This is a genomic window from Kitasatospora sp. NPDC057500 (assembly GCF_042802195.1).
Taxonomy (GTDB): domain Bacteria; phylum Actinomycetota; class Actinomycetes; order Streptomycetales; family Streptomycetaceae; genus Kitasatospora.
In genome coordinates this window covers 1-26,995 of the sequence record NZ_JBHVER010000024.1, presented here as the reverse complement: position 1 = coordinate 26,995, position 26,995 = coordinate 1, and the positions used below count along the sequence as shown (strand labels likewise).

Sequence of the window (26,995 nt, the reverse complement as noted above, 5' to 3'; positions counted from 1 at the left end):
CGCGGGGCGCAGCGGCGTCTTCGGCTACACCAGCGCGGCCTCCAGCTCCAACGCGCCGCGGACGTCGTCCGGGATCACCGGGTCCAGAGCGGCACCCATGCTGTACTCGACAGCAGCGACCAGGTCGTCGTCCAGGATCGCGAGCAGGTGGCCGTACTCGTCGATGGTGGTCTGGATGCTCTCGTGCCCGAGTCGGGCGCTGATGGCCGGGAGCGGCACGTTCCGGGCGACGAGCCACGCGGCATGGGTGTGCCGGCAGTCGTGCAACCTCGGCTGCTTCAGCATGCCCTCGGCGGCGGCGGCCTCGATGGCGGGGAGCCACCGCAGTCGGCGGAATGTGCCAGGGAGCCAGGGGCCACCCTCGACGGCGCGGAACAGCAGGTCCGTCTTCTTCTTCCCCCGGCTGGCGCGGGCGAGGAGCGAGGCGAGGTAGGGCGTCAGGATGAGCGTCCGACGGGACTTGACGCTCTTGGGCGCGCCGGTGAACCGCTTGCCGTTCTCGTCACCCTTCCACGTACGGGACACCCTTAGGACGGGCCGGCCGCCGACGTGGTCGACGTCTCGCACCTGGAGCGCCGACACCTCGCCCCACCGCAGCCCGGTGCCGAGCATGACCTGGACCAGGTCGACGGCGTCGGCGGCGAGATGCCGCAGGATGAGGCCGGCTTCCCAGTGCTCCAGGAAGGTCTTCTCCTCGCTGTCGCCGTCGTCGGTCCGCGGCAGCTTCGTGTCCGAGCAGGGGTTGTACCGGCGGAGCGGGATCTGACCCCGTGTGGCCGATCCGAGGATCGCGCTGAGGAGGCCGTGGTGGTCTCTCACGGTCTTGGCGGAGTACGCCGTGCGCTTCCGGTCGGACGGGTCGTGCGGGGCCGATGTGCCCTCCTTGAGGGCGAGGAGCCAGGCCTTCACGTCCTCCTCGGTGATGGCGTCTGGCCCGTCGGTGATCGTCTTGTCTCGGAACCACGGGACCATGACGTCGCGGACCATCCGGTAGTACTTCCGCTTGGTCCCGCCCTCGATGCCCGTGAGGAGGCTCACATGCTTCTCGGCGTAGGCCTCGAACATGTGCGCCGGGTCGACGGCCATCGTCTCCGGCTCGGCGGCCGCCGGGTCCACGAAGCCCACCCCCTTGACCCAGTTGGGCGGCCAGTGCTGGCCGTGCCCGTTGACGAGGTCCTTGAAGCGCTTGGCGCCGTCCTCGTCGTCGAACTTCTCGCTCTGGGGCGGGTCGGTCCGGGCCCCGCCCTCACGCCAAGTGACGGTATAGGTGGTGCCGCCTGTCTTGCGTTCGCGAACGCGAATCGATGCCATGCGATGAGAGTACGCCGGTGGTGTGTAAATCGGTGCTGTCACGACAGCGGCAGATCATCGGGCCGAGCCGGGAAACCATGAAGGGTCTGACCAGCTTTCTGCTGGTCAGACCCTTCATTGTGGTACTGCCCGCCTGCTGCGGGCGCATGTGGAGCTTAGGAGACTCGAACTCCTGACATCTGCCTTGCAAAGGCAGCGCTCTACCAACTGAGCTAAAGCCCCGGGGCGGCACCAGGCGCACCGCCGGACACTAGCGTACCCGGTTCCGGCGCGAATCCGGTGCCCCGTCCCGGCACTCCTGCCGTGCGGGGCCGGAACCGCCGGCCGACCCGGTCACCCGACCGGGCCGACCGGCCCTGGAGGCGCCGTGCGGCACCTCCGAAGACTGTCGATCGTCAGATCGCCGAGGGCTTCAGCGACCGGCCGGGACCGGGTCGGTGGCCTCGGTCCACAGGTCCTGCTCGGCGCGGTCCGCCTGGACCTGACGGTAGACAAAGAAGCCGCCGAGGGCGACCAGGGCGACCAGGAGAAGCTTCTTCACCGCGGGACCTCGTCCTTCTTGCGTTGACGGACTCAGCAGCCGGGCGCCGATCGTTCCGATCGGGCCGACGAGTCCGTGGTTGTGTTACGAGCACGAACGGGCGGTCGGGATGCCGGACTGCCCTTGCGGCCGATGATACACACCGGTGTCCCAATCGTGACCAGCCACCGCTGCCTCCAACCGACCGGTCCGGCCGGAGGATTGACGTTACACCTCCTGTCGTACGGTCGGCCCGGCGCAGAGCCTCCGCAGAGCCGTCACCGTTCCCGCCCGGCGGACGGGGAACCGGACGGGGAACCGGGCGGCGGCACCACCACCGCCACCCCGGACGCCAGGTCCACCCGGGTGCGCGGCGGAGCCCCGTCGCCCTCCTCGTCGCGCAGCATCAGCGTGCTCCGCCGCTCGTCGAGCTGGTGCTGCTTGCCGGCCGCGAACTGCGCGTGCAACTGCTCGAAGCCGGTCGCCGAGACCTGCCCCTCCCGTCCGGTCCCCCGCCAGGGCACCAGGCGCGAGCGGCTCGCCCGGAGCGCCAGCTGGTCGACGAAGGCCAGCACCACCAGCACGCAGACCAGTCCGGGGATGGTCATCGCGAAGACCAGACCCACTTGTGCCACCGCCTCACCGTCGGACGCCGCCGGGACCCTGGCCCGGCCTCCACCGGTAGAACAACCGGCGGGCGCCCGTGGTTCCGGGAACGGACGCCGAAAACGCCGAAGGGCCCGGAGCGTCGCTCCGGGCCCTTCGCGGTGGTGGGGCTAACAGGACTTGAACCTGTGGCCTCTTCCTTATCAGGGAAGCGCTCTAACCGTCTGAGCTATAGCCCCTTGCCGCACTGAAAGATTAGCGGACCGATCCCCGATCCCCCAAATCCGTTGCGGCCGGGCCCGCGCCCGGACCCTCCGGGACGGGCAGGTCGGAGACGGTGCCGGGGGCCGCCAGCCATTCCGCGCGGGTCGCCGGGAGGCGCGCGTCGCCCGCGGCCGTGGTGCGCACCGCGAGGACCTGGTTGACCCCGATCCGGTTCTCCTCGAAGGCCAGCGCCGAGGCCGCCATGTAGAGCCGCCACACCCGCGCCCGGCCGCGTCCGACCAGCCCGACCGCCTCCGTCCAGTGCGCCTCCAGATTGGCCACCCACTCACGCAGGGTCAGCCCGTAGTGCTCGCGGAGCGACTCGACGTCGCGCACCTCGAAGCCCGCCTCCTCCAGCCGGGAGACGGTGGAACCGACCGGGGACAGTTCGCCGTCCGGGAAGACGTAGCGGTTGATGAACGGGCTGGGCCGGTAGGGCTCACCGGGGTGGTCGGGACGGCGGGCGATCTGGTGGTTGAGCAGCCGGCCGCCGGGCGCCAGCAACCGGTACAGGCCCTCCGCGTACACCCGGTACTGGGCCTCGCCGACGTGCTCCGCCATGCCCACGCTGGAGATCGCGTCGAACGGGCCGTCCGGGATCTCCCGGTAGTCCTGGAGCCGGATCTCCACCCGGTCCGCCAGGCCTGCCTCCTCGACCCGCCGCCGGGCCAGCGCCACCTGCTCCTCGGAGATCGAGACGCCGACCGCCGTCACCCCGTAGTGCCGGGCCGCGTGCAGCACCAGCGAGCCCCAGCCGCAGCCGACGTCCAGCAGCCGCATCCCGGGCCGCAGGCCGAGCTTGCGGCAGATGAGGTCCAGCTTGGCCTCCTGCGCCGCCTCCAGGCTCTTCGCGGCGGGCTCCCAGTAGGCGCACGAGTAGACCATCGACGGGCCGAGCACCAGACCGTAGAACCCGTTGCCGACGTCGTAGTGGTGGTGGATGGCCGCGCGGTCCCGTCCGCGGCTGTGCAACCGCCCGCGGCCCGCCGGGGCCTCCTCCGGCGGCGGCACCGGCTCGGGGCCGAGCGCACCGGCCCGCAGCAGCGCGCCCGCCACCCGGCGCCCCTTGCCGCCCAGCACGTCGCCGGGGCCCAGCCGCAGCCGGCGGATCTCCGGGAGCTCGGCGAACTGCGCGACGGCCCGCAGCACGTCGTACAGCTCGGTGCCCGGGGCGACCTCCAGGTCCCCCGAGACGTAGGCGCGGGCCAGGCCCAGCTCGCCCGGCCGCCAGAGCAGCCGGCGCAGCGCCCGGCGGTTGCGCAGCACCACGGTGGGCGCCCCCGGCGGCCCCGCGACACTGCCGTCCCAGGCCTGCACCCGCAGCGGCACCGGGACCCCCAGCAGCCCGTCCAGGGCCTCGACCAGCCGCCTTGCGAGCTCCGCCATCGCGCGCCTCCGTCCTGCCGTGCCTGAACAGCCGTCCCGGACCCCTCCGGTGGAGACCGGGGAGGCCTGCGCCGGCCGGGTGACGCGGAACGGGCGGACCAAGCTAAGCCCACCGCGCCCCCGGCCCCTCCGGGCGGCACGCCGCACCCCGCGGCTGTCACCCGAAATGCCGACGGGCCCCACCGGCTGCAACAGCCGGTGGGGCCCGCTGATTCCGCCCCTGGACGGAAACGCCCCGTGCGGGGCGGGAACTGATCCGGGGTCACGCCCCGGGAATCAGTCCTCCTCGGCCAGGGTGAGCTCGATGCCGCCGGTGAAACCGGCCGCCGCGTTGTAGATGAACGCCGAGAGGGTGGAGAGCGCGGTCAGCAGCACCACGTCGACCACGGCGATCAGCGAGGTGAAGGTCATCACCTTGCCGAAGCCCACGTAGTCCATGATGTTCAGGCCGCCGCCGTTGTTCTCCGAACCCGTGACGTCCTTCAGGGTCTTGCCGAGCGAGTCGAAGACGCCGAGCGAGTCCAGCGTCATCCACAGCACCGCGGCCGCCACGATGATGATGATCCCGACGGCCAGCGACAGCAGGAAGCTGACCTTCATGACCGACCACGGGTCGGCCTTGGTCACCCGCAGCCGGGCCTTCCTGGTCCGCCCCAGGCCGCCGCCGGAGACCGGCGGGGCCGCCGGACGGCGCGTGCCCGCGGCGGGCGTCCCGCCGGGCGGGGTGTTGCCGCCGCCGACCCGGGTGCCCCGGGGCGGGGTCGGCTGCCCCTTGGCGTAGGTGGTCGGCTGCGAGAAGCCGCCCGAGCCCGGCGCCGGGGCGCCCGGCGGAGGAGGCGTCGACTGTCCGCCGTACGTCCCGCCCTGGCCCGCCCCGCCGACCGGGGGCATCAGCGAGGTGGACGCGGCCGGGTGCTCGGCCGGCGGCTGCGGCACGCCGTACGCGCCGCCCTGTGCTGCGCCCGGACGGCCGCCGGTGGCGCCTCCCCCAGCACCCGTGGCTCCACTCACTGGTCCTCCCGCACTTCCCACCAGGACGGCGTCACCGCCCTGCTTCGTCACTCGTCATCCAGCGCCCGGCGGGATTGCCCGGAACTGGTCGGCGGCCGGTACCGCCACGTCGTGTACGGACGTGACGGTACCGGCCGACGCGGTACGAGGTCAGGCCTGGGCGGTCCCGCCGCCCGGCGCCGTCTCCGTACCCTCGGCCACCTCGGTGGACTCGGTACCCGCCACCTCGTCCTCCGCCGACTCCTCGTCCTCGGCCTCCGCGTTGCGGGCCATGCCCACGACCGCATCGCGCTTGCCCAGGTTGATCAGTTGGACGCCCATGGTGTCACGTCCGGTTTCACGAACCTCGGAAACCCTCGTGCGGATCACTCCTCCGGACAGGGTGATCGCCATGATCTCGTCGCTCTCGTCGACGACGAGGGCGCCGACCAGCGAGCCCCGGCCCTCGACGATCTTCGCCGCCTTGGTGCCGTAGCCGCCGCGTCCCTGGACACGGTACTCGTCCACCCCGGTGCGCTTGGCGTAGCCGCCGTCGGTCGCGGTGAAGACGAAGGTGCCCGGACGGACCACGTTCATCGAGAGCAGTTCGTCGTCCTCGCGGAAGGCCATGCCCTTGACGCCGGAGGTGGCGCGCCCGGTGGAGCGCAGCGCCTCGTCGGTGGCGGTGAAGCGGATCGACTGCGCCTTCTTGGAGACCAGCAGCAGGTCGTCCTCGGCGGAGACCAGCTCGGCGCCGATCAGCTCGTCGTCCCGGCCCTCGTCGTCCTGGCGCAGGTTGATCGCGATCAGGCCGCCGGAGCGCGGGGAGTCGTAGTCCTTCAGCGGGGACTTCTTCACCAGGCCGGCCCGGGTGGCGAGGACCAGGTACGGCTTGTCCTCGTAGGTGCGCACGGCCATCACCTGGGCGATGTGCTCGTCCGGCTGGAAGGCCAGCAGGTTGGCCACGTGCTGGCCGCGGGCGTCGCGCCCGGCGTCCGGCAGCTCGTAGCCCTTGGCGCGGTAGACCCGGCCCTTGTTGGTGAAGAACAGGATCCAGTTGTGGGTCGTCGTCACGAAGAAGTGGTCGACGATGTCGTCCTGCTTGAGCTGCGCGCCGCGCACGCCCTTGCCGCCGCGCTTCTGCGAGCGGTAGAGGTCGGAGCGGGTGCGCTTGACGTAGCCGCCGCGGGTGATCGTGACGACGATGTCCTCCTCGGCGATGAGGTCCTCGATGGAGAGGTCGCCGTCGGAGGGGATGAGGGTGGAGCGCCGCTCGTCGCCGTACTTCTCGACGATCGCGGTGAGCTCCTCGGAGATGATCCCGCGCTGGCGGGACGGCGAGGCCAGGATCGCGTTGTACTCGTCGATCTTGCGCTGGAGCTCGTCGTGCTCGTCGGTGATCCGCTGGCGCTCCAGGGCGGCCAGCCGGCGCAGCTGCATCTCCAGGATGGCGTTGGCCTGGAGCTCGTCGATCGAGAGCAGCTCCATCAGGCCGGTGCGGGCGGCGTCGGCGCTCGCCGAGGCCCGGATCAGCGCGATGACCTCGTCGATCACGTCCAGGGCGCGCAGCAGCGCGCGCAGGATGTGGGCGCGCTCCTCGGCCTTGCGCAGCCGGAAGGTGGTGCGCCGGACGATGACCTCGACCTGGTGGTTGACCCAGTGCCGGATGAAGGCGTCCAGCGACAGGGTGCGCGGCACGCCGTCGACCAGGGCCAGCATGTTGGCGCCGAAGTTGGTCTGCAGGTCGGTGTGCTTGTAGAGGTTGTTCAGCACGACCTTGGCGACCGCGTCGCGCTTGAGCACGACCACCAGGCGGGTGCCGGTGCGGGCCGAGGACTCGTCGCGGACGTCGGCGATGCCGGCGATCTTGCCGTCCTTGACCAGGTCGGCGATCTTCAGCGCGAGGTTGTCCGGGTTGACCTGGTAGGGCAGCTCGGTGATCACCAGGCACTGCCGGCCCTGGATCTCCTCGACCTCGACGACCGCGCGCATGGTGACCGAGCCGCGGCCGGTGCGGTAGTAGTCGTCGATGCCGCGGCGGCCGACGATCAGCGCGCCGGTGGGGAAGTCCGGGCCCTTGATCCGCTCGATCAGGGCGTCCAGCAGCTCCTCGGCGGAGGCCTCCGGGTGCTCCAGCGCCCAGAGCGCACCGGAGGCGACCTCGCGCAGGTTGTGCGGCGGGATGTTGGTGGCCATGCCGACCGCGATGCCGGTGGCACCGTTGACCAGCAGGTTGGGGATGCGCGCGGGCAGGACGGTCGGCTCCTGCGAGCGGCCGTCGTAGTTGGGCGCGAAGTCGACGGTCTCCTCGTCGATGTCGCGCATCATCTCCATCGCCAGCGGCGCCATCTTGCACTCGGTGTAGCGCATGGCCGCGGCCGGGTCGTTGCCCGGGGAGCCGAAGTTGCCGTTGCCGTCCACCAGCGGCATCCGCAGCGACCACGGCTGGGCCAGGCGGACCACGGTGTCGTAGATCGAGGTGTCACCGTGCGGGTGGTAGTTGCCCATGACGTCGCCGACGACGCGGGCGCACTTGTAGTAGCCCTTCTCGGGGCGGTAGCCGCCGTCGTACATCGCGTACAGCACGCGGCGGTGCACCGGCTTCAGGCCGTCGCGCACCTCGGGCAGCGCCCGGCTGACGATGACGCTCATCGCGTAGTCGAGGTACGAGCGCTGCATCTCGGTCTCGAGCTCGACCGGCTCGATGCGCATGGTCGCCGTGGCGGCGGCCTCGGGGGTCTCGGGCTGCTCGCCTTCGGGACGGTTGTCGTCGACCACTGGTGGTCAGTTTCCTTTCACGCGGACTGGTACGTGCGGGGCCCTGCGGGCGGGCGTCACACGTCCAGGAAGCGGACGTCCTTGGCGTTGCGCTGGATGAAGGAGCGACGGGCCTCGACGTCCTCGCCCATGAGGACCGAGAACAGCTCGTCGGCGCGGGCGGCGTCCTCCAGGGTGACCTGGAGCAGCAGGCGGTGCTCGGCGTCCATGGTGGTGACCCGGAGCTCCTCGGCGTTCATCTCGCCGAGACCCTTGAACCGCTGGATCGCGTCGTCCTTCGGCAGGCGGCGCCCCGCCTCGACCCCGGCGGCGATCAGCGCGTCGCGCTCGCGGTCGGAGTAGGCGTACTCGAAGTCGTCCCGGCCCCACTTGATCTTGTACAGCGGCGGCATCGCCAGGTAGACGTAGCCGGCCTCGACCAGCGGCCGCATGAAGCGGAACAGCAGGGTCAGCAGCAGGGTGCGGATGTGCTGGCCGTCGACGTCGGCGTCGGCCATCAGCACGATCTTGTGGTAGCGCAGCTTGGACTCGTCGTAGTCCTCCTGGATGCCGCAGCCGAAGGCCGAGATCAGCGCCTGGACCTCGGTGTTCTGCAGCACCTTGTCGATCCGGGCCTTCTCGACGTTCAGGATCTTGCCGCGGATCGGGAGGATGGCCTGGGTGCGCGGGTCGCGGCCCTGCTTGGCCGAGCCGCCGGCGGAGTCGCCCTCGACGATGAAGATCTCGCACTCGGCCGGGTCCTTGGACTGGCAGTCGCTGAGCTTGCCGGGCAGCGAGGCGGACTCCAGCAGGCCCTTGCGGCGGGTGAGGTCGCGGGCCTTGCGGGCGGCGACGCGCGCGGTGGCGGCCTGGATGGACTTGCGGATGATGTCCGCGGCCTCGTTGGGGTTGCGGTCCAGCCAGTCGCCGAAGTGCTCGTGGACGACCTTCTGGACGAAGGTCTTCGCCTCGGTGTTGCCCAGCTTGTCCTTGGTCTGGCCCTCGAACTGCGGCTCGCCGAGCTTGACCGAGATGATCGCGGTCAGACCCTCGCGGATGTCCTCGCCGGAGAGGTTGTCGTCCTTCTCGCGGAGCAGCTTCTTGTCCCGCGCGTAGCGGTTGACCAGGCCGGTCAGCGCGGCGCGGAAGCCCTCCTCGTGGGTGCCGCCGCCGTGGGTGTGGATGGTGTTAGCGAAGGAGTAGACCCCCTCGGTGTACGAGGAGTTCCACTGCATGGCGATCTCCACCGAGATCGCCTTGTCCTTGTCCTCCGCCTCGAAGTCGATCACCGAGGGGTGGACGGCCTCGCCCTTGCGGGAGTTGAGGTGGGCGACGAAGTCGGCGATGCCGCCGTCGTACTTGTACGTGACGGAGAGCGGCTTGCCCTCCTCGTCGACGTGCTCGGGGCGCTCGTCGGTCAGCGCGATGGTCAGGCCCTTGTTGAGGAACGCCATCTCCTGGAACCGGCGGGAGAGCGTCTCGAAGGAGTAGACCGTGGTCTCGAAGATCTCCGGGTCGGCCCAGAAGGTGACGCTGGTGCCGGTGCGCTCGGTGGCCTCGTGCTGGGACAGCGGGGCGGTCGGGGTGCCGGCCTTGTACTCCTGCGTCCAGCGGTGGCCGTCGGTGTGGATCTCCACCGCGAGGCGGGTGGAGAGCGCGTTCACCACCGAGACGCCGACGCCGTGCAGACCGCCGGAGACCGCGTAGCCGCCGTTGCCGAACTTGCCGCCCGCGTGCAGAACCGTCAGCACGACCTCGACGGCCGGCTTGCCCTGGCCCGGCATGATGCCGACCGGGATGCCTCGGCCGTTGTCGATCACGCGCACGCCGCCGTCGGCCAGCAGCCTCACGTCGATGGTGTCCGCGTGCCCGGCCATCGCCTCGTCGACGGAGTTGTCCACGATCTCCTGCACCAGGTGGTGCAGGCCGCGCTCACCGGTCGAGCCGATGTACATGCCGGGGCGCTTGCGGACGGCGTCGAGGCCCTCCAGCACCTGGATGGCGCTCGCGTCGTAGGACCTGTCGGACTGGTCGGTCTGGTCTGGGATCTGGCTGGGGTTGCCGGAATCGGCCACGAAGCGCCCTCTCTGGCACAGCGCGGGCCGCATCCCCGCTCCCTCTGCGGGCGGGCGTGCGACCACGGCGTTTCGACTCGGTTGCCACTAGCAACAGTGTTTGGCCCCCAGTCTACCGGTACGACTGACATCGATGGGCGTTTGGCAGCCTCTGAGGGCAGAAATGGCGCCCTGAATCCCCTCGGGACATGTCCCGATACTCGCCCGGGGGGCTCAGAGCGCCTGGCAGGGCCGTCAGGGGTTCCGGAGGATTACGGTCCGCTCCGCCCGCGGACCCTCCGGTCTCAGCCCCAGGTGTCGCCGGGGCCCTTGCTGCCGGGGGCGCGCAGCCGGCCGTAGCCGCGCACCGGGGCGGCGGGGCCGAGCACCTTGATGGTGCGGACCGTGCCGTGGCCCAGCTCGTGGTTCAGACGGGCCACCAACTGCCGTGCGAGCCAGCGGAGTTGGGTGGCCCAGGCGGTGGAGTCGCACTGCACCGTGAGCACCGCGGCCTCGTCGTCGTAGGCGGTGGGCGTGCAGTGCGCGGCGATGTCCGGCCCGACGATCTGCGGCCAACGGCCCATCACCCCGCCGACCGCGGCCGAGGACTCCCAGCCCCGCTCGGTCAGCAGCCGGGTCAGCGCCGCCCCCAGCGGCACCGGGTCGCGGCCGTCCGAGCGGGCCCCGCTGCGCAGGCCGTGCCGCTTCGCCTCGCGCTTCTCGCGCACCTGCTCACCGCGCTGGCGGGCCTGCGCCCGGGCCGCCCGCAGCGCCGAACGCGCCAGGTCGGCACCGGTCGGCCCGGGGTGCTCCGCCGAATCGCTCACGGCGATCTCCTTATCCCCACCCTGTGGACAACGGTGAGCCGTCCAGCGTACGGGAGCCGGGCGGGCACGCGGCGGCTCGGGTGGGCGGTCCCGGGGGTACGGAGACGGAGGTACGGACGAGGGGTGTGCGAGCGCCGGCGGCGGGCGGTCGGGCACGGGCGGGGCGCGGTCGGGCGCGGTCAGCCGTCGACGCGCTGGACCTCGCCGTCGGCCACCGCGTACCGGGCGCCGACCAGCGCCTTCGGCACGTCCTCGGCCACCGCCGCGGTCACCAGCACCTGCTCGCCGCCGGCCACCAGCTCGGCCAGCCGGTCGCGGCGGGCGGCGTCCAGCTCGGCGAAGACGTCGTCCAGGATCAGCACCGGCTCGCCCCCGTCGGAGCGCAGCAGCTCGTACGACGCCAGCCGCAGCGCCAGCGCGAAGGACCAGGACTCGCCGTGGCTGGCGTAGCCCTTGGCGGGCAGCGGGCCGAGCTTGAGCACCAGCTCGTCGCGGTGCGGGCCGACCAGGGTGATCCCCCGCTCGACCTCCTGCTTGCGGACCGTCCGCAGCGCCTGCAACAGCTGCTCCTCGGCCTGCTCGCGGCTGGTCGGCAGCTCGCCCTCGAAGGAGCTGCGGTACTCCAGCGCGGTGTCGCCGGCGCCCGGCGCGAGCTGCCCGTAGGCGGCCGTGACCAGCGGCTGGAGGGCGGCCACCAGCTGGAGGCGGAAGGCGGTGAGTTCGGCGCCGGCCCTGGCGAGGTGGCCGTCCCAGACCTCCAGGGTGGAGAGGTCGGCGCCCTTGCCGCCGCCGGCCCGGCGGGCCATCGCGGCGGTCTTCAGCAGGGCGTTGCGCTGCTTGAGCACCCGCTCGTAGTCCTGCCGGACCCCGGCCAGCCGGGGTGCGCGGGCGGTCAGCAGCTCGTCCAGGAAGCGCCGGCGCTCCCCCGGGTCGCCCTTGACCAGGGCGAGGTCCTCGGGGGCGAACAGCACGGTGCGCAGCAGGCCCAGCACATCGCGCGGGCGGACGTTGTCGGAGCGGTTGATCCGGGCCCGGTTGGCCTTGCCGGGGGTGATCTCCAGCTCGACCAGGGTGGAGCGGCCGCGGTCCACCACCGAGGTGCGGATCACCGCGCGCTCGGCGCCCAGCCGGACCAGCGGGGCGTCGCCGGCGACCCGGTGGCTGCCCAGGGTGGCGACGTAGCCGACCGCCTCGACCAGGTTGGTCTTGCCCTGGCCGTTGGGGCCGACGAAGGCCGTCACGCCCGGGTCGAGGGCGACCTCGGCCCGGGCGTAGGAACGGAAGTCGGCGAGCGACAGGTGCGCGACGTGCATGACGGTGGACTGCGCTCGCCTTCTGGGGAGGGACTGCGGGGACTACTTCGACTCGACCGCGTGGCCGCCGAACTGGTTGCGCAGCGCGGCGATCATCTTCATCTGCGGCGAGTCCTCCTGGCGGGAGGCGAAGCGGGCGAACAGCGAGGCGGTGATCGCCGGCAGCGGCACGGCGTGGTCGATCGCGGCCTCGACGGTCCAGCGGCCCTCGCCGGAGTCGGCGGCCCAGCCCTTGAGCTTGGCCAGGTGCTCGTCGTCGTCCAGGGCGCGCACGGCCAGGTCGAGCAGCCAGGAGCGGATCACGGTGCCCTCCTGCCAGCTGCGGAAGACCTCGCGGACGTCGGTGACCTCGGGGGCGGCCTCCAGCAGCTCCCAGCCCTCGGCGAAGGCCTGCATCATCGCGTACTCGATGCCGTTGTGGACCATCTTGGCGAAGTGGCCGGCGCCGACGGCGCCCGCGTGCACCGAGCCGAAGTCGCCCTCGGGCTTGAGCGCGTCGAAGACCGGCTGGGCCTTGGCCACGTGCTCGGCGTCGCCGCCGTACATCAGCGCGTAGCCGTTCTCCAGGCCCCAGACGCCGCCGGAGACGCCGCAGTCGACGAAGCCGATGCCCTTGGCGGCCAGCGCCTCGGCGTGCTTGATGTCGTCGGTCCAGCGGGAGTTGCCGCCGTCGACGACCACGTCCCCGGGCGAGAGCAGCTCGGCCAGCTCGTCCACGGTGGCCTGGGTGGCGGCGCCCGCCGGGACCATGACCCAGACGACGCGCGGGCCCTGCAGCTCGGAGACCAGCTCCTGGAGGCTCTCGACGTCGGAGATGTCGGGGTTGCGGTCGTAGCCGATGACGGTGTGGCCGGCGCGGCGGATCCGCTCGCGCATGTTGCCGCCCATCTTGCCGAGACCGATGAGGCCGAGCTCCATAGCCAAATCCTTACCTGTGGTGACGTCCCTGCGGGCGGCGCCGTTGCCGCGCCACCTTGAGCCTACGTGCTGGAGCGAAAGGGCCTCCGCGAGGTCGGGCCGACCGGGGAGGGTTCCACAGGTTTGTTCACAGGGCTGTGGACGGAGCCGTGGACGAACGGCTCCCGGGCCGGTCCGGTGTCGGCCGGACCGGCCCGGGAGCGGTGTCGGCTCAGCCCGAGAGGCGGACCGGCATGATCAGGTACTGGTAGGCCTCGTCCGCCTCGGAGTCCACCGCGGCCTTGCCGCTGAGCAGCGCGGGCTTGGTCGGGGTGGTGAAGCTCAGCTGGGCGTAGGCGGAGTCGATGGCCTTGAGGCCCTCCTCCAGGTAGCCCGGGTTGAACGCGATCGAGATGGCGTCGCCCTCCAGCGAGGCGTCGATCCGCTCGGTGGCCTGGGCGTCGTCGCCGGAGCCGGCCTCCAGGGTGAGCACGCCCTCCTCGAAGTTCAGCCGGACCGGGGTGTTGCGCTCGGCGACCAGGGAGACGCGCTTGAGGGCCTCCAGGAAGGGCTGGGTCTGGATCGCCGCGATCGCGTTGAACTCGGTCGGGAAGAGGCTGCGGTACTTGGGGAACTCGCCCTCCAGCAGGCGGGTGGTGGTCCGCCGGCCGGCGCCCTCGAAGCCGATCAGGCCCTCGCCCGCGCCGCCCGAGGAGAGCGCGATGGAGACGCTGTCGCCGCTGCCCAGGGACTTGGCGATGTCCTGGAGGGTCTTGGCCGGGACCAGCGCGACCGCCGAGATGTCGGACTGCTCGGGCTTCCACAGCAGCTCGCGGACCGCGAAGCGGTAGCGGTCGGTGGCGGCCAGGGTGATCCGGTCGCCCTCGATCTCGACCCGGACGCCGGTGAGCACCGGCAGGGTGTCGTCGCGGCCGGCGGCCACGGCGGCCTGGCTGACCGCGGAGGCGAAGACGTCGCCCGGGACGGTGCCGGTCGCGGTCGGCATCTGGGGCAGCGCCGGGTACTCGTCCACCGGGAGGGTGGGCAGGGTGAACCGGGAGCTGCCGCAGACCACGCTGACCCGCTGGCCGTCGGTGGAGATCTCCACAGGCCTGTTGGGAAGGTTGCGCGAGATGTCGTTGAGCAGCCGGCCGGAGACCAGCACGGTGCCGGCCTCCTCGATGTCGGCCTCCAGCTCGACCCGGGCCGAGACCTCGTAGTCGAAGCCGGACAGCGCCAGGCTGCCGTCCTGGGCCGTCAGCAGCAGGCCGGCCAGCACCGGCACCGGCGGCCGTGCCGGGAGGCTGCGGGCAGCCCAGGCCACCGCCTCCGCGAGGACGTCACGCTCCACCCGGAACTTCACCGGTAACCGCCTCCTGGATCGAGCGCTCCCGCTCGCACGTCTGGTTCTTCTGATCTTGGTCTTCGGCGCGGCTGTCCGCCGAGCTCCGCCGCTCCGCTTCCAGTCGCCGAGGACAGTCTGACGTACTCCACCGACAGACGGGGCAGACGGGCGGAAGCAACTCGAACGGATGTCGGGGAGCGGTTGTCCACAGATTTCGAGCCCACCCGCTTTTGAACCAGGCGAACGGTCTATAGGTGTAGTGGTAGTAGTAGGGCCTGTGGAAACCGTGGATAACCCTGTTTGCGCAGGTCAGGCCCGGTTTTTTGTCCACAGGACATGTGGATGGCGGCTGTGGACGAACACGGCCCGCTGTGGACGGCGGAGCGTTACCCACAGGCCACGCTGAGTATCCACAGGTTATCCCCAGCACTGTCCCCAGATCCGGGCGTGGTTATCCACGGGCGCCGGTCAACTTTTCGTGACGGCTTTCACACCTGGGCGTGAACGAGGGCGGAAGGTTGTCGAACTGTGGACACGCCTGTGGACAACCTGGGGATAACCTCGCCCGGCCTGGGGACAACCGGTGGACAACCCGGACGGCCCACTGACGGGCCGGCAATTGTCCACACCCTGTGGATAACGGTTGTGCACAAGTCCACAGGCACCTGACCTGCGCGGAAGAGCGTAGCGGCGGCGGCCCTGTGGAGGAATTCTGGATAACTCACGGCGCCACGGCCTGTGGACGACGGAGAACCCGCCCCACCTGTGGATTTCCGCCTCGCGCACCGGTGGCGTTCGAATCCCCGGTCAGATGTTCGGCGCGGGCTGTGGACTGGCGGAGCGTCCGTCCCCGCCATCCCTGCCCCGCCGTCGCGCCGTGCACACCTGTGGATATGCCGAAAGGGCGTCAGGATCGCTCCTGACGCCCTTTTCCGGCCACCCGGGGGCCCGTCCCCCCGACGGGCCGGCCGGCTAGCTCTTGATGCGGTTGGTCAGCTCGGTGACCTGGTTGTAGATCGAGCGCCGCTCGGCCATCAGTGACCGGATCTTGCGGTCGGCGTGCATCACGGTGGTGTGGTCGCGGCCGCCGAACTGCGCGCCGATCTTCGGCAGCGAGAGGTCGGTGAGCTCCCGGCAGAGGTACATGGCGATCTGACGTGCGGTCACCAGTACGCGGCTGCGCGAGGATCCGCAGAGGTCGTCCACTCCGAGCCCGAAGTAGGCGGCGGTCTGCTGCATGATCACCTGGGCGGTGATCTCCGGCCCGGCGTCCTCGTCGCCGCCCGGGATGAGGTCCTTGAGGACGATCCCGGCCAGCTCCAGGTCCACCGGTGCCCGGTTGAGGTTGGCGAAGGCGGTGACCCGGATGAGGGCCCCCTCCAACTCCCGGATGTTCCGGGTGATCCGGGACGCGATGAACTCCAGCACGTCGGCGGGAGCGTTGAGTTGCTCCTGGATCGCCTTCTTGCGCAGGATCGCGATCCGGGTCTCCAGCTCCGGCGGGGTGACGTCGGTGATCAGACCCCACTCGAAGCGGTTGCGCAGCCGGTCCTCCAGCGTGGTCAGCAGCTTGGGCGGCCGGTCGGAGGAGAGCACGATCTGCTTGTTGGCGTTGTGCAGGGTGTTGAAGGTGTGGAAGAACTCCTCCTGCGTGGACTCCTTGCTCGCCAGGAACTGCACGTCGTCCACGAGCAGGATGTCCATGTCCCGGTAGCGCTTGCGGAAGGTGTCCGCCTTGCCGTCCCGGATGGAGTTGATGAACTCGTTGGTGAACTCCTCCGAGGACACGTACCGCACCCGGGTGCCCGGGAAGAGGCTGCGCGAGTAGTGCCCGATGGCGTGCAGCAGGTGGGTCTTGCCCAGCCCGGACTCGCCGTAGATGAAGAGCGGGTTGTACGCCTTGGCCGGGGCCTCGGCGACCGCCACCGCCGCCGCGTGCGCGAAGCGGTTGCTCGCGCCGATGACGAAGGTGTCGAACAGGTACTTGGGGTTCAGCCGGGCGGCCGGCTCGTCCTTGCGGGAGCCGCCGGCCGGGGGCGCGCCGGGCGGGGCGGGCACGCCGGGGACCGCCGGGCGGTCGGTGGCGCGCTCGGCGGGGGCCTTCTCCCCGCCACGGGCGGGGGACGGGCGGGCCGCGGGGGAGCGGCGGCCGGAGGCGGTCCGCGGGTGCTCGCCCGGGCCGGGGCCGTAGGCGCCGCCGAAGAGGTCGCCCTGGGTGGTCGAGGGCGGCGCGGGGACGGGGCGCGGCGCGGGCCGGGGCGCCGGCTCCTCGGGCTCGCGGTAGGCCGGCGGCTGCTCCTGGTAGCCGGGCCAGGCCTGGTTGCCGCCCGCCGGGGCGCCGTACGGCGGGCGGTGCTGCTCGTAGCCGCCGGTGTCGTAGCGGGGCCGCTCGTAGCCCTGCTCGTACTCCGGCTCGTAGCCCTGCTTGTAGTCCTGCTTGTAGTCCTGCTGGTAGTCCTGTTCGTAGGACTGCGGGTAGCCCTGCTCGCCGTAGCCGCCGGCGTCCTGCTCGGACGGGCTCGGGTACGGCTCGGCGGGGGCCTGCGGGCCGGGCGCGGGCGAGGTCGGCATCGCGTTGGCGTCGACCATCACGGCGATCCGCACCGGGCGGGCCAGCTCACGGGAGAGCGCCTCGGTCAGCTGCGGCAGCAGCCGGCCCTCCAGCACCTGCTTGGCCCGCTCGTTCGGGGCCGCCAGCAGGGCGGTGTCGTGCATCATCCACATGGGCTGGGTGCGCTGCACCCACTGCTTGTCCATCTCCCCGATGTCCGGGTCGCCGACCAGCCGCTCGACGACCCTCGCCCAGACCGGGACGAGGTCGCTGTTGACATCAGCCACTGGTGCACGCTTTCCGATGAACAAACCAGACAAGTCCTGCAACGGTAGTCAGCGAACAGAGACGGATCAAGTCGTTGTCCACAGGCTGTGGGTAAACGGGCTCCGAAGGGCTGGTTTGACCCTCGCGCCCCGTCCCGCGTACCGTAACCAGGTCGAGTTGTCGATGGCCGCTGCCGCATGTCCGCGGGTCCACCCGCTCCATAAGGCGCGCAGCACGGGCGCCGTGGATTGCCTCAAACCCCAGCCGAACTGGGGAGACGGGGCCGGATTTCCGTAACAGGGGAGATCACGCGGACGCACGGTGACGGCCAAGCGACTCCCCGTCATCCTACGATTCACCTCAGGAGCCCCCGAGTGAGCAAGCGCACCTTCCAGCCGAACAACCGTCGTCGCGCGAAGACCCACGGCTTCCGGCTGCGTATGCGTACCCGCGCCGGCCGCGCCATCCTGGCCGCCCGCCGTGGCAAGGGCCGCGCCAGCCTGTCCGCCTGATCCGCACCAGAGTCTGCTGTGCTGCCCTCCGAGAATCGGCTGCGGCGGCGCCAGGACTTCGCGACCGCGGTGAAACGCGGTCGCCGGGCCGGTAGGCCCCTGCTGGTCGTCCATCTCGCCAGAGAGGACGCCACCGGGGACCGCACCGACCGAACCAGCGACACCCGCCCGCACGTCGCCGAGGGGACTCCTTCGGCGCGTGCGGGTTTCGTCGTGAGCAAGGCCGTCGGCCCGGCGGTCACCCGCAACCTGGTCAAGCGCCGGTTGCGCCATCTCGTGCGTGATCGTCTGTCCCGGCTGCCCGCCGGTAGCCTGATAGTGGTGCGTGCGCTGCCCCCGGCCGCGTCCGCCTCGTACCAGGACCTCGAACGCGACCTGGACGCGGCGCTCAAGCGGCTGCTCAAGGCCGAGCACACCGCCTCGGCGCCGACGGGAACAGGTCGATGAAGTACCTGCTGATGGGTCTGATCAGGGTCTACCAGTGGACCATCAGCCCACTGCTCGGTCCGGTGTGCCGCTACTACCCGTCCTGCTCGCACTACGGCTTCGAGGCCGTGAAGACGCACGGGGCGGTGAAGGGCGGCGCCCTGACCGTGTGGCGCATCCTGCGCTGCAATCCGTGGACTCCCGGCGGGGTCGATCACGTCCCGCCGCGCAAGCATCCGGTGTGGCACCGCCGGCTGCGGGACCGGCTGAAGGGCCGGTCCGCCGCCGACCAGCCGGTGATCACGCCCCCCGCCGGTCCGGACCCCGAGGGCCCGGCGACCATTGGTCCCGTGGGGCCGATCCCAATGTCCAAGGAGCCTGACCGGTGACCTTCTCCTTCCTCAACCCCCTGTACACAGCGGTGTCCTGGATCATCGTCCAGTTCCACTCGCTGTACAGCCACGTCTTCGATCCGAACGGTGGCTGGGCCTGGGGTCTGGCCATCGCCTCGATGGTGGTCGTCATCCGGATCTGCCTGATCCCGCTCTTCGTGAAGCAGATCAAGGCGACCCGGGCCATGCAGGCGATCCAGCCGAAGATGAAGGCCATCCAGGAGCGGTACAAGAACGACCGCCAGCGCCAGTCCGAAGAGATGATGAAGCTGTACAAGGAGGCGGGTACCAACCCGTTCTCCAGCTGCCTTCCCATCCTCGTGCAGGCGCCGTTCTTCACCGCGCTCTACGGTGTGCTCGCCAAGGTCGCCGACGGCAAGCCGATCGGCGTGATCGACGGCACCCTGCTCGACAGCGCCCAGCAGGCCCACATCTTCGGTGCCCCGCTCTCGGCGACCTTCGTCGGCAGCAGCGACGTCAGCGTCAAGATCGTCGTCGCGGTGATGATCATCCTGATGTCGGCGTCGCAGTTCGTCACCCAGCGCCAGCTGATGACCAAGAACGTCGACCTCACCGTGAAGACGCCGTTCATGCAGCAGCAGAAGATGCTGATGTACGTCTTCCCGATCATGTTCGCCGTGATGGGCATCAACTTCCCGGTCGGTGTCCTGGTCTACTGGCTGACCACCAACGTCTGGTCGATGGGCCAGCAGCTGATCGTCATCCGCAACAACCCGACGCCCGGCAGCAAGGCCTGGGACGAGCGCCAGGACCGGCTGAAGAAGGCCGGCCGGCTGAACCCGGACGGCTCGGTCGTCAAGGGCCCGCTGTTCGGCCTGCTCCCCGCGAAGAAGTCGGCCGTCACCGCCGAGGCCGTGGTCGAGGAGTCGGTGCAGGTGCGCCGGCAGCAGCCGCGGAAGCAGAGCAAGTCGCAGCGCCAGCACGGCGGCGCCCCGGCGGCGAGCCTGACCAAGGACGCCCCGGCCGAGCAGCCCGACGACGCCGCCCCGGCGGAGTCCGCCGAGAGCGGCGCCGCCGGTTCGTCGGGCGGCACCGGTGCCGCCAAGCAGACCGCGGCCCGTCCGACCGGCGCCAAGTCGGGTGCCGCCCGCCAGCAGGGCGGCCGGCAGCAGCCCAAGCGCGGCGGTCAGCGGCCGAAGAAGAAGTGACCGGTCCACTCCGGACCGCTCCCGCGGCCCCCTGAACCTCGTTACCGGCCCACCACCCGGGCCCGATCTCCTAAGGAGTCCATCAGTGACGGAAGGCATCACCTCCGCCGTCGAGGCCGAGGCCGCCGCCAGCGCCGACGAGAGCCTCGTCGCCCGCCTGGAGCAGGAGGGCGACATCGCGGCGGACTACCTGGAGGGTCTGCTCGACATCGCCGACCTCGACGGTGACATCGACATGGACGTCGAGGGCGACCGCGCCCTGGTCTCCATCGTCGGTGACGGCAACGACCGCGCCCTGCATCGGCTGGTCGGCCAGGACGGCGAGGTGCTGGAGGCGCTGCAGGAGCTGACCCGGTTGGCCGTCCACCGGGAGACCGGCGAGCGCAGCCGCCTCATGCTGGACATCGCCGGCTTCCGGGCGCGCAAGCGCTCGGAGCTGGCGACGCTCGGGGCCCAGGCCGCCGAGCAGGTGAAGAGCTCGGGGGAGCAGGTCAAGCTGCGCCCGATGACCCCGTTCGAGCGCAAGGTCGTCCACGACGCGGTGGCCGCGGCCGGTCTGCGCAGCGAGTCGGAGGGCGAGGAGCCCCAGCGGTGCGTGGTCGTGCTGCCGGCCTGACGGCAGGGTGACCGCCGGCGGCTTTGGCGGTCGGCAAGCGACACGAGGACCCGACCCCGTCCGCCACGCGCGGGCGGGGTCGTCGTCCCTTCGCGGGGCGGTGGCCCGGCGAGAGATGTTTCACGTGAAACGGTGCAGGAGCGGGTCGGTGGATCCGGGGAGCGGAGAGTTCGAGATGGACACGGAGAGCGCGGCTGCCGGCGGGCCGGGAACGGGCGCCGGGAGCCCGGGTGCCGAGGGCGAGGCCGTCGGCGGGCGCCCGGCGGTCGAGCCGCCGCCCGCGCCGCCGGCCGTGGCCCGGGAGGTCTTCGGCGAGCGGTACGACGCCGCGGTCCGCTACACCGAGCTGCTGGCCACCGCGGGGGTGACCCGCGGGCTGATCGGCCCGCGCGAGGTGCCCCGGCTCTGGGACCGTCATGTGCTGAACTGCGCCGTGCTCGCCGAGCTGCTGCCGGGCGGGACGACGCTCTGCGACGTCGGCTCCGGCGCCGGTCTGCCCGGTATCCCGGTGGCGCTGGCGCGGCCGGACGTCTCGGTGACCCTGCTGGAGCCGCTGCTGCGCCGGACCACCTTCCTGGAGGAGGTGGTCCGCGAGCTGGGGCTGGAGAACGTCACCGTGCTCCGGGGCCGGGCCGAGGAGATGGTCGGCAAGCTGGCGGTGGACGTGGTGACCGCCCGCGCGGTGGCGCCCCTGGAGCGGCTGGCCGGCTGGGGGCTGCCGCTGCTGCGGCCGCACGGCCAGATGCTGGCGCTCAAGGGCGACAGCGCGGAGCAGGAGCTGGCCGACTCGCGGGCCGGGCTGGCGAAGCTCGGTGCGGTGGAGTGCTCGGTGATCGCGGTCGGCGAGGGCACCCTGGAGACCTCGACCCGGGTGGTCCAGGTCAAGGTCGGGGAGAGCCCGGGCGGCGTGAAGGCGGCGACCCGCCGGGCCAAGGCCGCGGCCAAGGCCGGCCGGGCCGGCGGCTCCGCCCGCGGCGGCGACCGGGGCCGCAGCCCCCGGCGGCGCGGCCGCTGAGCCGGATGTGAGGCCTGACACGGGCGGGGTGGTCCACGGACCACCCCGCCCGTGGTGTCTCCCGGGGGCGGCGGCGTCCGGGTGACGGGAGGGCGGACCGCAGGACGACAGCCGACCACCGGAGTGTCGCATCGTCAGAATTCCGACATTGCGGGCATGGTGTTTCACGTGAAACGTCGCTCTCTCCTCTCGGGAATCCTCGCGCGCAGCCGGGCGGCGACTGTTGCCGCTCCGGTTTCACGTGAAACACTGAGCCCCATGCAGGACTCGGAGACCATCGACCAGATCGATGACACGCCCATCGCGCGTGCTGCCCAGGCTGCGGTCCAGGCCATCGGCCGAGCGGGCGAAGGACTGCCCCGCCCCGCCGCCACCCGGGTGATGGTGGTGGCCAACCAGAAGGGCGGGGTGGGAAAGACCACCACCACCGTCAACCTCGCCGCCTCGCTGGCCATGCACGGCCTGCGCGTCCTGGTGATCGACCTCGACCCGCAGGGCAACGCCTCGACCGCGCTCGGCATCGACCACCACGCCGAGGTGCCCTCGATCTACGACGTCCTGGTGGAGGGCAAGCCGCTGGCCGACGTGGTGCAGCCGGTGGTCGAGGTCGAGGGGCTGTTCTGCGTGCCCGCCACCATCGACCTGGCCGGAGCCGAGATCGAGCTGGTGTCGCTGGTGGCCCGGGAGAGCCGGCTGCAGCGCGCCATCGCCGCCTACGAGCAGCCGCTGGACTACATCCTGATCGACTGTCCGCCCTCGTTGGGCCTGCTGACGGTCAACGCCCTGGTCGCCGGCCAGGAGGTGCTGATCCCGATCCAGTGCGAGTACTACGCGCTGGAGGGCCTCGGCCAGCTGCTGCGCAACGTCGAGCTGGTCCGGGCGCACCTCAACCCGGTGCTGCACGTCTCCACCATCCTGCTCACCATGTACGACGCCCGGACCAGGCTGGCCGCCCAGGTGGCGGAGGAGGTCCGGACGCACTTCCAGCAGGAGGTCCTGCACACCGCGATCCCGCGCTCGGTCCGCATCTCGGAGGCGCCCAGCTACGGTCAGACGGTGCTCACCTACGATCCGGGTTCCACCGGTGCGCTCTCCTACCTGGAGGCCGCCCGGGAGCTGGCGCAGCGGGCGGTGTCCGTGGGGGCCGGCGGCTCGTTGGTGGGGCAGCAGCGGGACGGTTCGGGGCAGGGTGCCCCGGGGGCACAGCACGGTACGACGGAGGGCAATCGGTGAGTGGTCGCAGGGGTCTGGGACGAGGGCTGGGGGCGCTGATCGGCCCCGCCGCCCCGGCGGGCGGCGGAGCCGGGACCGGCGCCGCGGCGCAGCCGGCGGCGGCCCCGGTGGCCTCGCCCGGGGCGGTCTCGCCGACCGCGGTGCCGGTGCTGCCGTCCGGCCGGGGGACGCTGGCGGCCAAGGCGGCCGCGGAGAGCCTGCGGGAGCAGGCCGTCGAGGCGGAGCTCGCGCGGGTGGCCGGCGCCTACTTCGCCGAGCTGCCGCTGGACGCGATCACCCCGAACCCGCGTCAGCCGCGCGAGGTGTTCGACGAGGACAAGCTGGCCGAGCTGGTCGCCTCGATCAAGGAGGTGGGCCTGCTCCAGCCGGTGGTGGTGCGCCAGGCGGCGCCGGGACGCTTCGAGCTCATCATGGGCGAGCGGCGCTGGCGGGCCTCCCGGGAGGCCGGGCTGGAGCAGATCCCGGCGATCGTCCGGGCCACCGAGGACGACAAGCTGCTGCTGGACGCCCTGCTGGAGAACCTGCACCGGGCCGAGCTCAACCCGCTGGAGGAGGCGGCCGCCTACGACCAGCTGCTGCGGGACTTCTCCTGCACCCACGACGAGCTGGCGGACCGGATCGGGCGCTCCCGGTCGCACGTTTCCAACACCCTGCGGCTGCTGAAGCTGTCGCCGACGGTCCAGCGGCGGGTGGCCGCCGGGGTGCTGACGGCCGGCCACGCCCGGGCGCTGCTGGGGGCTCCGGACATCGAGCGGCAGGAGGAGCTGGCCAAGCGGATCATCACGGAGGGGCTCTCGGTGCGGACCACCGAGGAGCTCGTCGCGCTGATGCAGCGCGAGGAGAAGCCCAAGCGGCCGTCCCCCAAGGCGGGCAAGATCCTCTCTCCTGCCTTCAACGACTTGGCGGACCGGCTCTCCGACCGCTTCGACACCCGGGTGAAGGTCGAGGTCTCGCAGCGGGGCGGCAAGCTCGGCAAGGGCAAGGTGGTCCTGGAGTTCGGCTCGGTGGACGACCTCAACCGGATCCTGGACAGCATGGCGCCCGGCGACGACGGGCTGCGGCTGTCACAGGGCTGAGCCGGGTCGACCTGGCGTGCCGATGGGTGCATGTTCCGCGTGAGCGCTGTTTCACGTGAAACATGCACCCATCGGCGTTCGGGGGGAATGCTCGACTGTGGAGTGGACGAGGAGGTGCGGGGCATGGGACGCAGGATCGTTCCGCTGACGCTGGACAACCTCGCGGACCTGCCGTCGACCTGCCGCTCCTGTGTGTTCTGGGAGCTGGACCCGGTCAGTGGCCGGGCGGCGGTCGAGTCGGGCAAGCCGGAGCTGGAGAAGGAGGGGTGGATCTCGGCGGTCCTGCTGGAGTGGGGCTCCTGCGGCCGGGTGGTCTACGTGGACGACCGGCCGGCCGGCTTCGTGCTCTACGCCCCGCCCGCGTACGTGCCGAGGGCGCAGTCCTTCCCGACCAGTCCGGTCTCCTCGGACGCCGTTCAGCTGATGGTCAGCCGGGTGCTGCCGGGCTTCCAACGGCAGGGGATCGGCCGGGTGCTGGTGCAGACGGTGGCCAAGGACCTGCTGGGCCGGGGCTTCCGGGCGATCGAGGCGTTCGGGGCGGTGGGGCGGCAGCCGGTGAGCTGTGTGCTGCCGGCCGAGCACCTGCTGGCGGTGGGCTTCAAGACGGTCCGCCCGCACCACCGTTACCCGCGGCTGCGGCTGGAGGCACGCACCACGCTCTCCTGGCGGGGGGACGTCGAGGGGGCGCTGGAGCGGCTGCTGGGCGGTGGGCGGAAGGAGCCGGCGTTGCGGCCGTTCTGAGCGCGGCGTTCCCCGGCGGGCGCCGGGTGCCGATGGACGAGGGCGGGGCTCCCGGTGGGGAGCCCCGCCCTCGTGGCGTGCTGGGGACGTGCCTCAGATCAGGCCGTCCAGCTCGCGCAGCAGCGCGGCCTTCGGACGGGCACCGGTGATCTGCTTCACCGGCTCGCCGTTCTTGAAGAGGATCAGGGTCGGGATGGAGATGACGTTGTACGCCGCGGCGGTCTGCTGGTTGGCGTCGACGTCGAGCTTGGCGATGGTGAGCTTGTCGCCCTCCTCGGAGGCGATGTCCTCCAGGACCGGGGCCACCTGGCGGCACGGGCCGCACCATTCGGCCCAGAAGTCGACGAGGACGGGCTTGTCGCTCTTGAGGACGTCGGCATCGAACGTCGCATCGGTCACGGTGGTGGTGGCGCCGGCCACGATCACTCCTAAGGGTCGAACGGGGGAGGGGCTGCCAGGTCTACAACGCCGCGCGGAGCGGTTCTGTTTCGGCCCGGCGGGGGTGGGCGTGTTTCACGTGGAACACGCCCACCCGGACGGTGGGGTCGGTGGGGGTCAGACCGCGACGGCGGCGGCCTGGGCCTCCAGGTCGGCCAGCGAGGCCAGGTAGCGCTCGGCGTCCAGGGCGGCGGAGCAGCCGGTGCCGGCGGCCGTGATGGCCTGGCGGTAGGTGTGGTCGACGACGTCGCCGGCGGCGAAGACGCCCGGGATGTTGGTGCGGGTGGAGGGGGCCTCGACCTTGAGGTAGCCCTCGGCGTCGAGGTCCAGCTGGCCCTTGAAGAGCTCGGTGCGCGGGTCGTGGCCGATGGCGATGAACAGGCCGGTCACCGGGAGCTCGCGGGTCTCGCCGGTGGTGGTGTCGCGCAGGGTGACACCGGACAGCTTCGGGTCGCCGTGGATGGTCTCGACCGCGCTGTCCCACTCGAAGCTGATCTTCTCGTCGGCGAAGGCGCGCTCCTGCATCGCCTTGGAGGCGCGCAGGGTGTCCCGGCGGTGGATGACCTTGACGCTGCGGGCGAAGCGGGAGAGGAAGGTCGCCTCCTCCAGGGCGGTGTCACCGCCGCCGACCACCGCGATGTCCTGGTCGCGGAAGAAGAAGCCGTCGCAGGTCGCGCACCAGGAGACACCGCGGCCGGACAGCTTGTCCTCGTTGGGCAGGCCCAGCTTGCGGTGCTGGGAGCCGGTGGTGACGATCACGGCGCGGGCCTTGTGGACGTTGCCCTCGGAGTCGGTGACGGTCTTGACGTCACCGGTGAGGTCGACGGCGACGATGTCGTCGGGGATCAGTTCCGCGCCGAAGCGCTCGGCCTGCGCCCGCATGTTGTCCATCAGCTCCGGGCCCATGATGCCCTCCCGGAAGCCCGGGAAGTTCTCGACCTCGGTGGTGTTCATCAGCGCACCACCGGCGGTGACGGCTCCCTCGAAGACCAGCGGCTTGAGGGAGGCACGGGCCGTGTAGAGCGCAGCCGTGTAGCCGGCCGGGCCGGAACCGATGATGATCACGTTACGGACGTCGCTCACTGCATCTCCTGGTTCGCATCGCGACCCGCGTTTGCTGCGGGGAGGGCGGTCCTGCTCCGCCGCCCGGGACAACGACTGACCAGTGTCTCGCATTCCCAGGAGGATCAGTACCAGGTGCCCGCACTCTGGGAGTGTCGTGCGGCCCGTGGCATGGATCGCACGGGAACCATCGGTCAGCCGGCTGGGACGACCCGGTGCAGCAGGACGGCGCAGCCGGGGGAGCGGAGGTAGACGTCGAGCCGGTCGGGGTGGCCGGGCAGGGCGTGGACGAGGAGCTCGGCGGGGGCGCCGGCGTAGCTGCCGAGGTCGGTGGCCAGCAGGGCGGCGGTGCTGGGCGGCGGGCAGGCCGAGGTGGGGTGGCCGCCGGGCAGGTCCTCGCCGCCCTCACCGCCCTCACCGCCCCCGGCGGGCGGTACGGCGGTCGCGCCGGAGCCGGCGGAGGGCTTGACGGGCAGCACCGGCCGTCCGGTGGCCGCTCCGGCCCTGGCGAGCAGCTGCCGGACCTGGGCGGCGAGCTGGTCGTCCTGGTAGACGGTGCCGCCGGGAGCCCGGTCGGCCTTGGCCGCGGCGCTCTCCGGGGCGGCCGAGGCGGCGGCGGGGGCGCCGACGGTGTTGGCGGTGAGGCCGTCGCCCCGCTGGTCGGGGGAGAGCGACAGGAAGGCGCCGCCGAGGCCGAGGGCGAGCAGGGCGGCCGCCGAGCCGAGCAGCAGGGCCCTGCGGCGCCGGGGGCGGGCGGTGCGGCCCGGGCCGGTGGCGGCGGAGGGCCGGGCCGGTGGAGCGGACGGCACGGACGGCGTGAGGGACCGCACGGCCGGGGCGGGTGCGGGGACGGGGTGGGCGTCCTGGGCCGCGGCCGCGAGGGCGGCGTCGATCCGGGCGGCGACATCGGCCGGCATGGCCGGGCTCCCGGCCCCGGCGAGCAGCGTCCGCACCTCGGTGAGCGCCTCGACGGTCTCCCGGCAGTCGGCGCAGTCGGCCAGGTGCCGCCGGAGCACCTCGGCGTCGGCGGGGGCGAGCAGGTCCTCGGCGAGGTCGGCCAGCTCGTCGACGTCGGGGTGCGCGCCCGCGGCGGGGTCGGGGGAGGAGAGGGGCGCCGTCATCGCGTGCTCGCGTCTCCTTCCAGAATCGGCCGGGCTGGATCAGGGGCTGTCCCTGTGACGGTACGGGGCCCCGGTGGGTTCCCGGACGACGGGCGGAGGGTCCCGG

General features: G+C 71.8%; 23 protein-coding genes, 2 tRNA genes and 1 pseudogene. 9 read left to right on the top strand and 17 right to left on the bottom strand.

Annotation, left to right across the window (positions count from 1 at the left end; genetic code table 11):
* Nucleotides 1-24: 24 nt before the first annotated feature.
* From ACFU74_RS08065 to dnaA, 14 genes and pseudogenes are all read right to left on the bottom strand, one after another.
* Nucleotides 25-1,311: a tyrosine-type recombinase/integrase gene (locus ACFU74_RS08065; RefSeq protein WP_380753524.1), complete on the bottom strand. Its 1,287-nt coding sequence runs from the start codon at nucleotides 1,309-1,311 to the stop codon at nucleotides 25-27.
* Nucleotides 1,312-1,460: 149 nt separating this feature from the next.
* Nucleotides 1,461-1,533 (bottom strand) — tRNA-Ala (locus tag ACFU74_RS08060).
* 190 nt (nucleotides 1,534-1,723) lie between these two features.
* On the bottom strand, nucleotides 1,724-1,852 hold the full coding sequence (locus ACFU74_RS08055) for a DLW-39 family protein (RefSeq protein WP_014137031.1): 129 nt from the start codon (nucleotides 1,850-1,852) through the stop codon (nucleotides 1,724-1,726).
* Nucleotides 1,853-2,109: 257 nt separating this feature from the next.
* Entirely contained in the window at nucleotides 2,110-2,457 is a 348-nt protein-coding gene (locus ACFU74_RS08050; RefSeq protein ID WP_380753681.1) for a DUF6191 domain-containing protein, read from the bottom strand.
* 142 nt (nucleotides 2,458-2,599) lie between these two features.
* Nucleotides 2,600-2,676: transfer RNA gene (locus ACFU74_RS08045), tRNA-Ile, on the bottom strand.
* 16 nt (nucleotides 2,677-2,692) lie between these two features.
* Nucleotides 2,693-4,087 carry a class I SAM-dependent methyltransferase gene (locus ACFU74_RS08040; RefSeq protein WP_380753518.1) on the bottom strand — a complete coding sequence of 465 codons (1,395 nt, stop codon included), beginning with the start codon at nucleotides 4,085-4,087 and terminating at the stop codon, nucleotides 2,693-2,695.
* A gap of 276 nt (nucleotides 4,088-4,363) precedes the next feature.
* Nucleotides 4,364-5,098, bottom strand: coding sequence for a DUF3566 domain-containing protein (locus ACFU74_RS08035; protein ID WP_380753515.1), 735 nt, complete (start codon nucleotides 5,096-5,098; stop codon nucleotides 4,364-4,366).
* Nucleotides 5,099-5,248: 150 nt separating this feature from the next.
* Nucleotides 5,249-7,789 carry a DNA gyrase subunit A gene (gene gyrA / locus ACFU74_RS08030; protein WP_380753678.1) on the bottom strand — a complete coding sequence of 847 codons (2,541 nt, stop codon included), beginning with the start codon at nucleotides 7,787-7,789 and terminating at the stop codon, nucleotides 5,249-5,251.
* 122 nt (nucleotides 7,790-7,911) lie between these two features.
* Nucleotides 7,912-9,942: a DNA topoisomerase (ATP-hydrolyzing) subunit B gene (gyrB, locus tag ACFU74_RS08025; RefSeq protein WP_380753512.1), complete on the bottom strand. Its 2,031-nt coding sequence runs from the start codon at nucleotides 9,940-9,942 to the stop codon at nucleotides 7,912-7,914.
* 251 nt (nucleotides 9,943-10,193) lie between these two features.
* Nucleotides 10,194-10,715 (bottom strand): DciA family protein, encoded by a 522-nt coding sequence (locus ACFU74_RS08020; protein ID WP_350543082.1) that lies wholly within the window; start codon nucleotides 10,713-10,715, stop codon nucleotides 10,194-10,196.
* A gap of 179 nt (nucleotides 10,716-10,894) precedes the next feature.
* Nucleotides 10,895-12,028, bottom strand: a complete 1,134-nt coding sequence (gene recF / locus ACFU74_RS08015; protein ID WP_380753509.1) for a DNA replication/repair protein RecF — start codon at nucleotides 12,026-12,028, stop codon at nucleotides 10,895-10,897.
* A gap of 42 nt (nucleotides 12,029-12,070) precedes the next feature.
* Nucleotides 12,071-12,967, bottom strand: a pseudogene (gene gnd, locus ACFU74_RS08010) (phosphogluconate dehydrogenase (NAD(+)-dependent, decarboxylating)); the annotation flags it as partial.
* 190 nt (nucleotides 12,968-13,157) lie between these two features.
* Complete coding sequence (gene dnaN, locus ACFU74_RS08005) at nucleotides 13,158-14,288, bottom strand: DNA polymerase III subunit beta (protein WP_380753506.1); 1,131 nt, start codon at nucleotides 14,286-14,288, stop codon at nucleotides 13,158-13,160.
* A 954-nt stretch (nucleotides 14,289-15,242) separates the two neighbouring features.
* Nucleotides 15,243-17,108 carry a chromosomal replication initiator protein DnaA gene (gene dnaA / locus ACFU74_RS08000; protein ID WP_380753503.1) on the bottom strand — a complete coding sequence of 622 codons (1,866 nt, stop codon included), beginning with the start codon at nucleotides 17,106-17,108 and terminating at the stop codon, nucleotides 15,243-15,245.
* 354 nt (nucleotides 17,109-17,462) lie between these two features.
* Here dnaA and rpmH point away from each other — a divergent pair, with 354 nt between their 5' ends.
* From rpmH to ACFU74_RS07955, 9 genes are all read left to right on the top strand, one after another.
* Entirely contained in the window at nucleotides 17,463-17,600 is a 138-nt protein-coding gene (gene rpmH, locus ACFU74_RS07995; RefSeq protein WP_030059672.1) for a 50S ribosomal protein L34, read from the top strand.
* An 18-nt stretch (nucleotides 17,601-17,618) separates the two neighbouring features.
* Nucleotides 17,619-18,047 (top strand): ribonuclease P protein component, encoded by a 429-nt coding sequence (gene rnpA, locus ACFU74_RS07990; RefSeq protein WP_380753500.1) that lies wholly within the window; start codon nucleotides 17,619-17,621, stop codon nucleotides 18,045-18,047.
* Complete coding sequence (yidD, locus tag ACFU74_RS07985) at nucleotides 18,044-18,415, top strand: membrane protein insertion efficiency factor YidD (RefSeq protein WP_380753498.1); 372 nt, start codon at nucleotides 18,044-18,046, stop codon at nucleotides 18,413-18,415. The genes rnpA and yidD overlap by 4 nt, the downstream gene beginning before the upstream one ends.
* Nucleotides 18,412-19,587: a membrane protein insertase YidC gene (yidC, locus tag ACFU74_RS07980; protein WP_380753495.1), complete on the top strand. Its 1,176-nt coding sequence runs from the start codon at nucleotides 18,412-18,414 to the stop codon at nucleotides 19,585-19,587. The genes yidD and yidC overlap by 4 nt, the downstream gene beginning before the upstream one ends.
* Before the next feature lie 85 nt (nucleotides 19,588-19,672).
* Nucleotides 19,673-20,203 carry a protein jag gene (locus ACFU74_RS07975; protein ID WP_380753493.1) on the top strand — a complete coding sequence of 177 codons (531 nt, stop codon included), beginning with the start codon at nucleotides 19,673-19,675 and terminating at the stop codon, nucleotides 20,201-20,203.
* 175 nt (nucleotides 20,204-20,378) lie between these two features.
* Complete coding sequence (gene rsmG, locus ACFU74_RS07970) at nucleotides 20,379-21,218, top strand: 16S rRNA (guanine(527)-N(7))-methyltransferase RsmG (protein WP_380753490.1); 840 nt, start codon at nucleotides 20,379-20,381, stop codon at nucleotides 21,216-21,218.
* Between the two features lie 258 nt (nucleotides 21,219-21,476).
* On the top strand, nucleotides 21,477-22,451 hold the full coding sequence (locus tag ACFU74_RS07965) for a ParA family protein (RefSeq protein ID WP_380753487.1): 975 nt from the start codon (nucleotides 21,477-21,479) through the stop codon (nucleotides 22,449-22,451).
* Nucleotides 22,448-23,527 (top strand): ParB/RepB/Spo0J family partition protein, encoded by a 1,080-nt coding sequence (locus ACFU74_RS07960; protein ID WP_380753484.1) that lies wholly within the window; start codon nucleotides 22,448-22,450, stop codon nucleotides 23,525-23,527. The genes ACFU74_RS07965 and ACFU74_RS07960 overlap by 4 nt, the downstream gene beginning before the upstream one ends.
* A 123-nt stretch (nucleotides 23,528-23,650) precedes the next feature.
* A complete protein-coding gene (locus tag ACFU74_RS07955) occupies nucleotides 23,651-24,268 on the top strand; it encodes a GNAT family N-acetyltransferase (protein ID WP_344330057.1) in 618 nt (205 codons plus the stop codon).
* A gap of 93 nt (nucleotides 24,269-24,361) precedes the next feature.
* Here the strand turns inward: ACFU74_RS07955 and trxA are convergent, their stop codons facing one another.
* The 3 genes from trxA to ACFU74_RS07940 form a co-directional block, all read right to left on the bottom strand.
* Nucleotides 24,362-24,688, bottom strand: coding sequence for a thioredoxin (gene trxA / locus ACFU74_RS07950; protein ID WP_344330044.1), 327 nt, complete (start codon nucleotides 24,686-24,688; stop codon nucleotides 24,362-24,364).
* Nucleotides 24,689-24,823: 135 nt separating this feature from the next.
* Nucleotides 24,824-25,789: a thioredoxin-disulfide reductase gene (gene trxB / locus ACFU74_RS07945; protein WP_380753480.1), complete on the bottom strand. Its 966-nt coding sequence runs from the start codon at nucleotides 25,787-25,789 to the stop codon at nucleotides 24,824-24,826.
* Between the two features lie 173 nt (nucleotides 25,790-25,962).
* On the bottom strand, nucleotides 25,963-26,889 hold the full coding sequence (locus tag ACFU74_RS07940; RefSeq protein ID WP_380753477.1) for an anti-sigma factor family protein: 927 nt from the start codon (nucleotides 26,887-26,889) through the stop codon (nucleotides 25,963-25,965).
* Nucleotides 26,890-26,995 lie beyond the last annotated feature (106 nt).

Bases quoted from the DNA above. Each gene is read 5' to 3' on its own strand.
- ACFU74_RS08065 (WP_380753524.1), bottom strand. From the start codon at position 1,311: ATGGCATCGATTCGCGTTCGCGAACGCAAGACAGGCGGCACCACCTAT.
- ACFU74_RS08040 (WP_380753518.1), bottom strand. From the start codon at position 4,087: ATGGCGGAGCTCGCAAGGCGGCTGGTCGAGGCCCTGGACGGGCTGCTG.
- gyrA (WP_380753678.1), bottom strand. From the start codon at position 7,789: ATGCGCATCGAGCCGGTCGAGCTCGAGACCGAGATGCAGCGCTCGTAC.
- gyrB (WP_380753512.1), bottom strand. From the start codon at position 9,942: ATGCGGCCCGCGCTGTGCCAGAGAGGGCGCTTCGTGGCCGATTCCGGC.
- recF (WP_380753509.1), bottom strand. From the start codon at position 12,028: ATGCACGTCGCGCACCTGTCGCTCGCCGACTTCCGTTCCTACGCCCGG.
- yidD (WP_380753498.1), top strand. From the start codon at position 18,044: ATGAAGTACCTGCTGATGGGTCTGATCAGGGTCTACCAGTGGACCATC.
- rsmG (WP_380753490.1), top strand. From the start codon at position 20,379: ATGGACACGGAGAGCGCGGCTGCCGGCGGGCCGGGAACGGGCGCCGGG.
- ACFU74_RS07965 (WP_380753487.1), top strand. From the start codon at position 21,477: ATGCAGGACTCGGAGACCATCGACCAGATCGATGACACGCCCATCGCG.
- ACFU74_RS07955 (WP_344330057.1), top strand. From the start codon at position 23,651: ATGGGACGCAGGATCGTTCCGCTGACGCTGGACAACCTCGCGGACCTG.
- ACFU74_RS07940 (WP_380753477.1), bottom strand. From the start codon at position 26,889: ATGACGGCGCCCCTCTCCTCCCCCGACCCCGCCGCGGGCGCGCACCCC.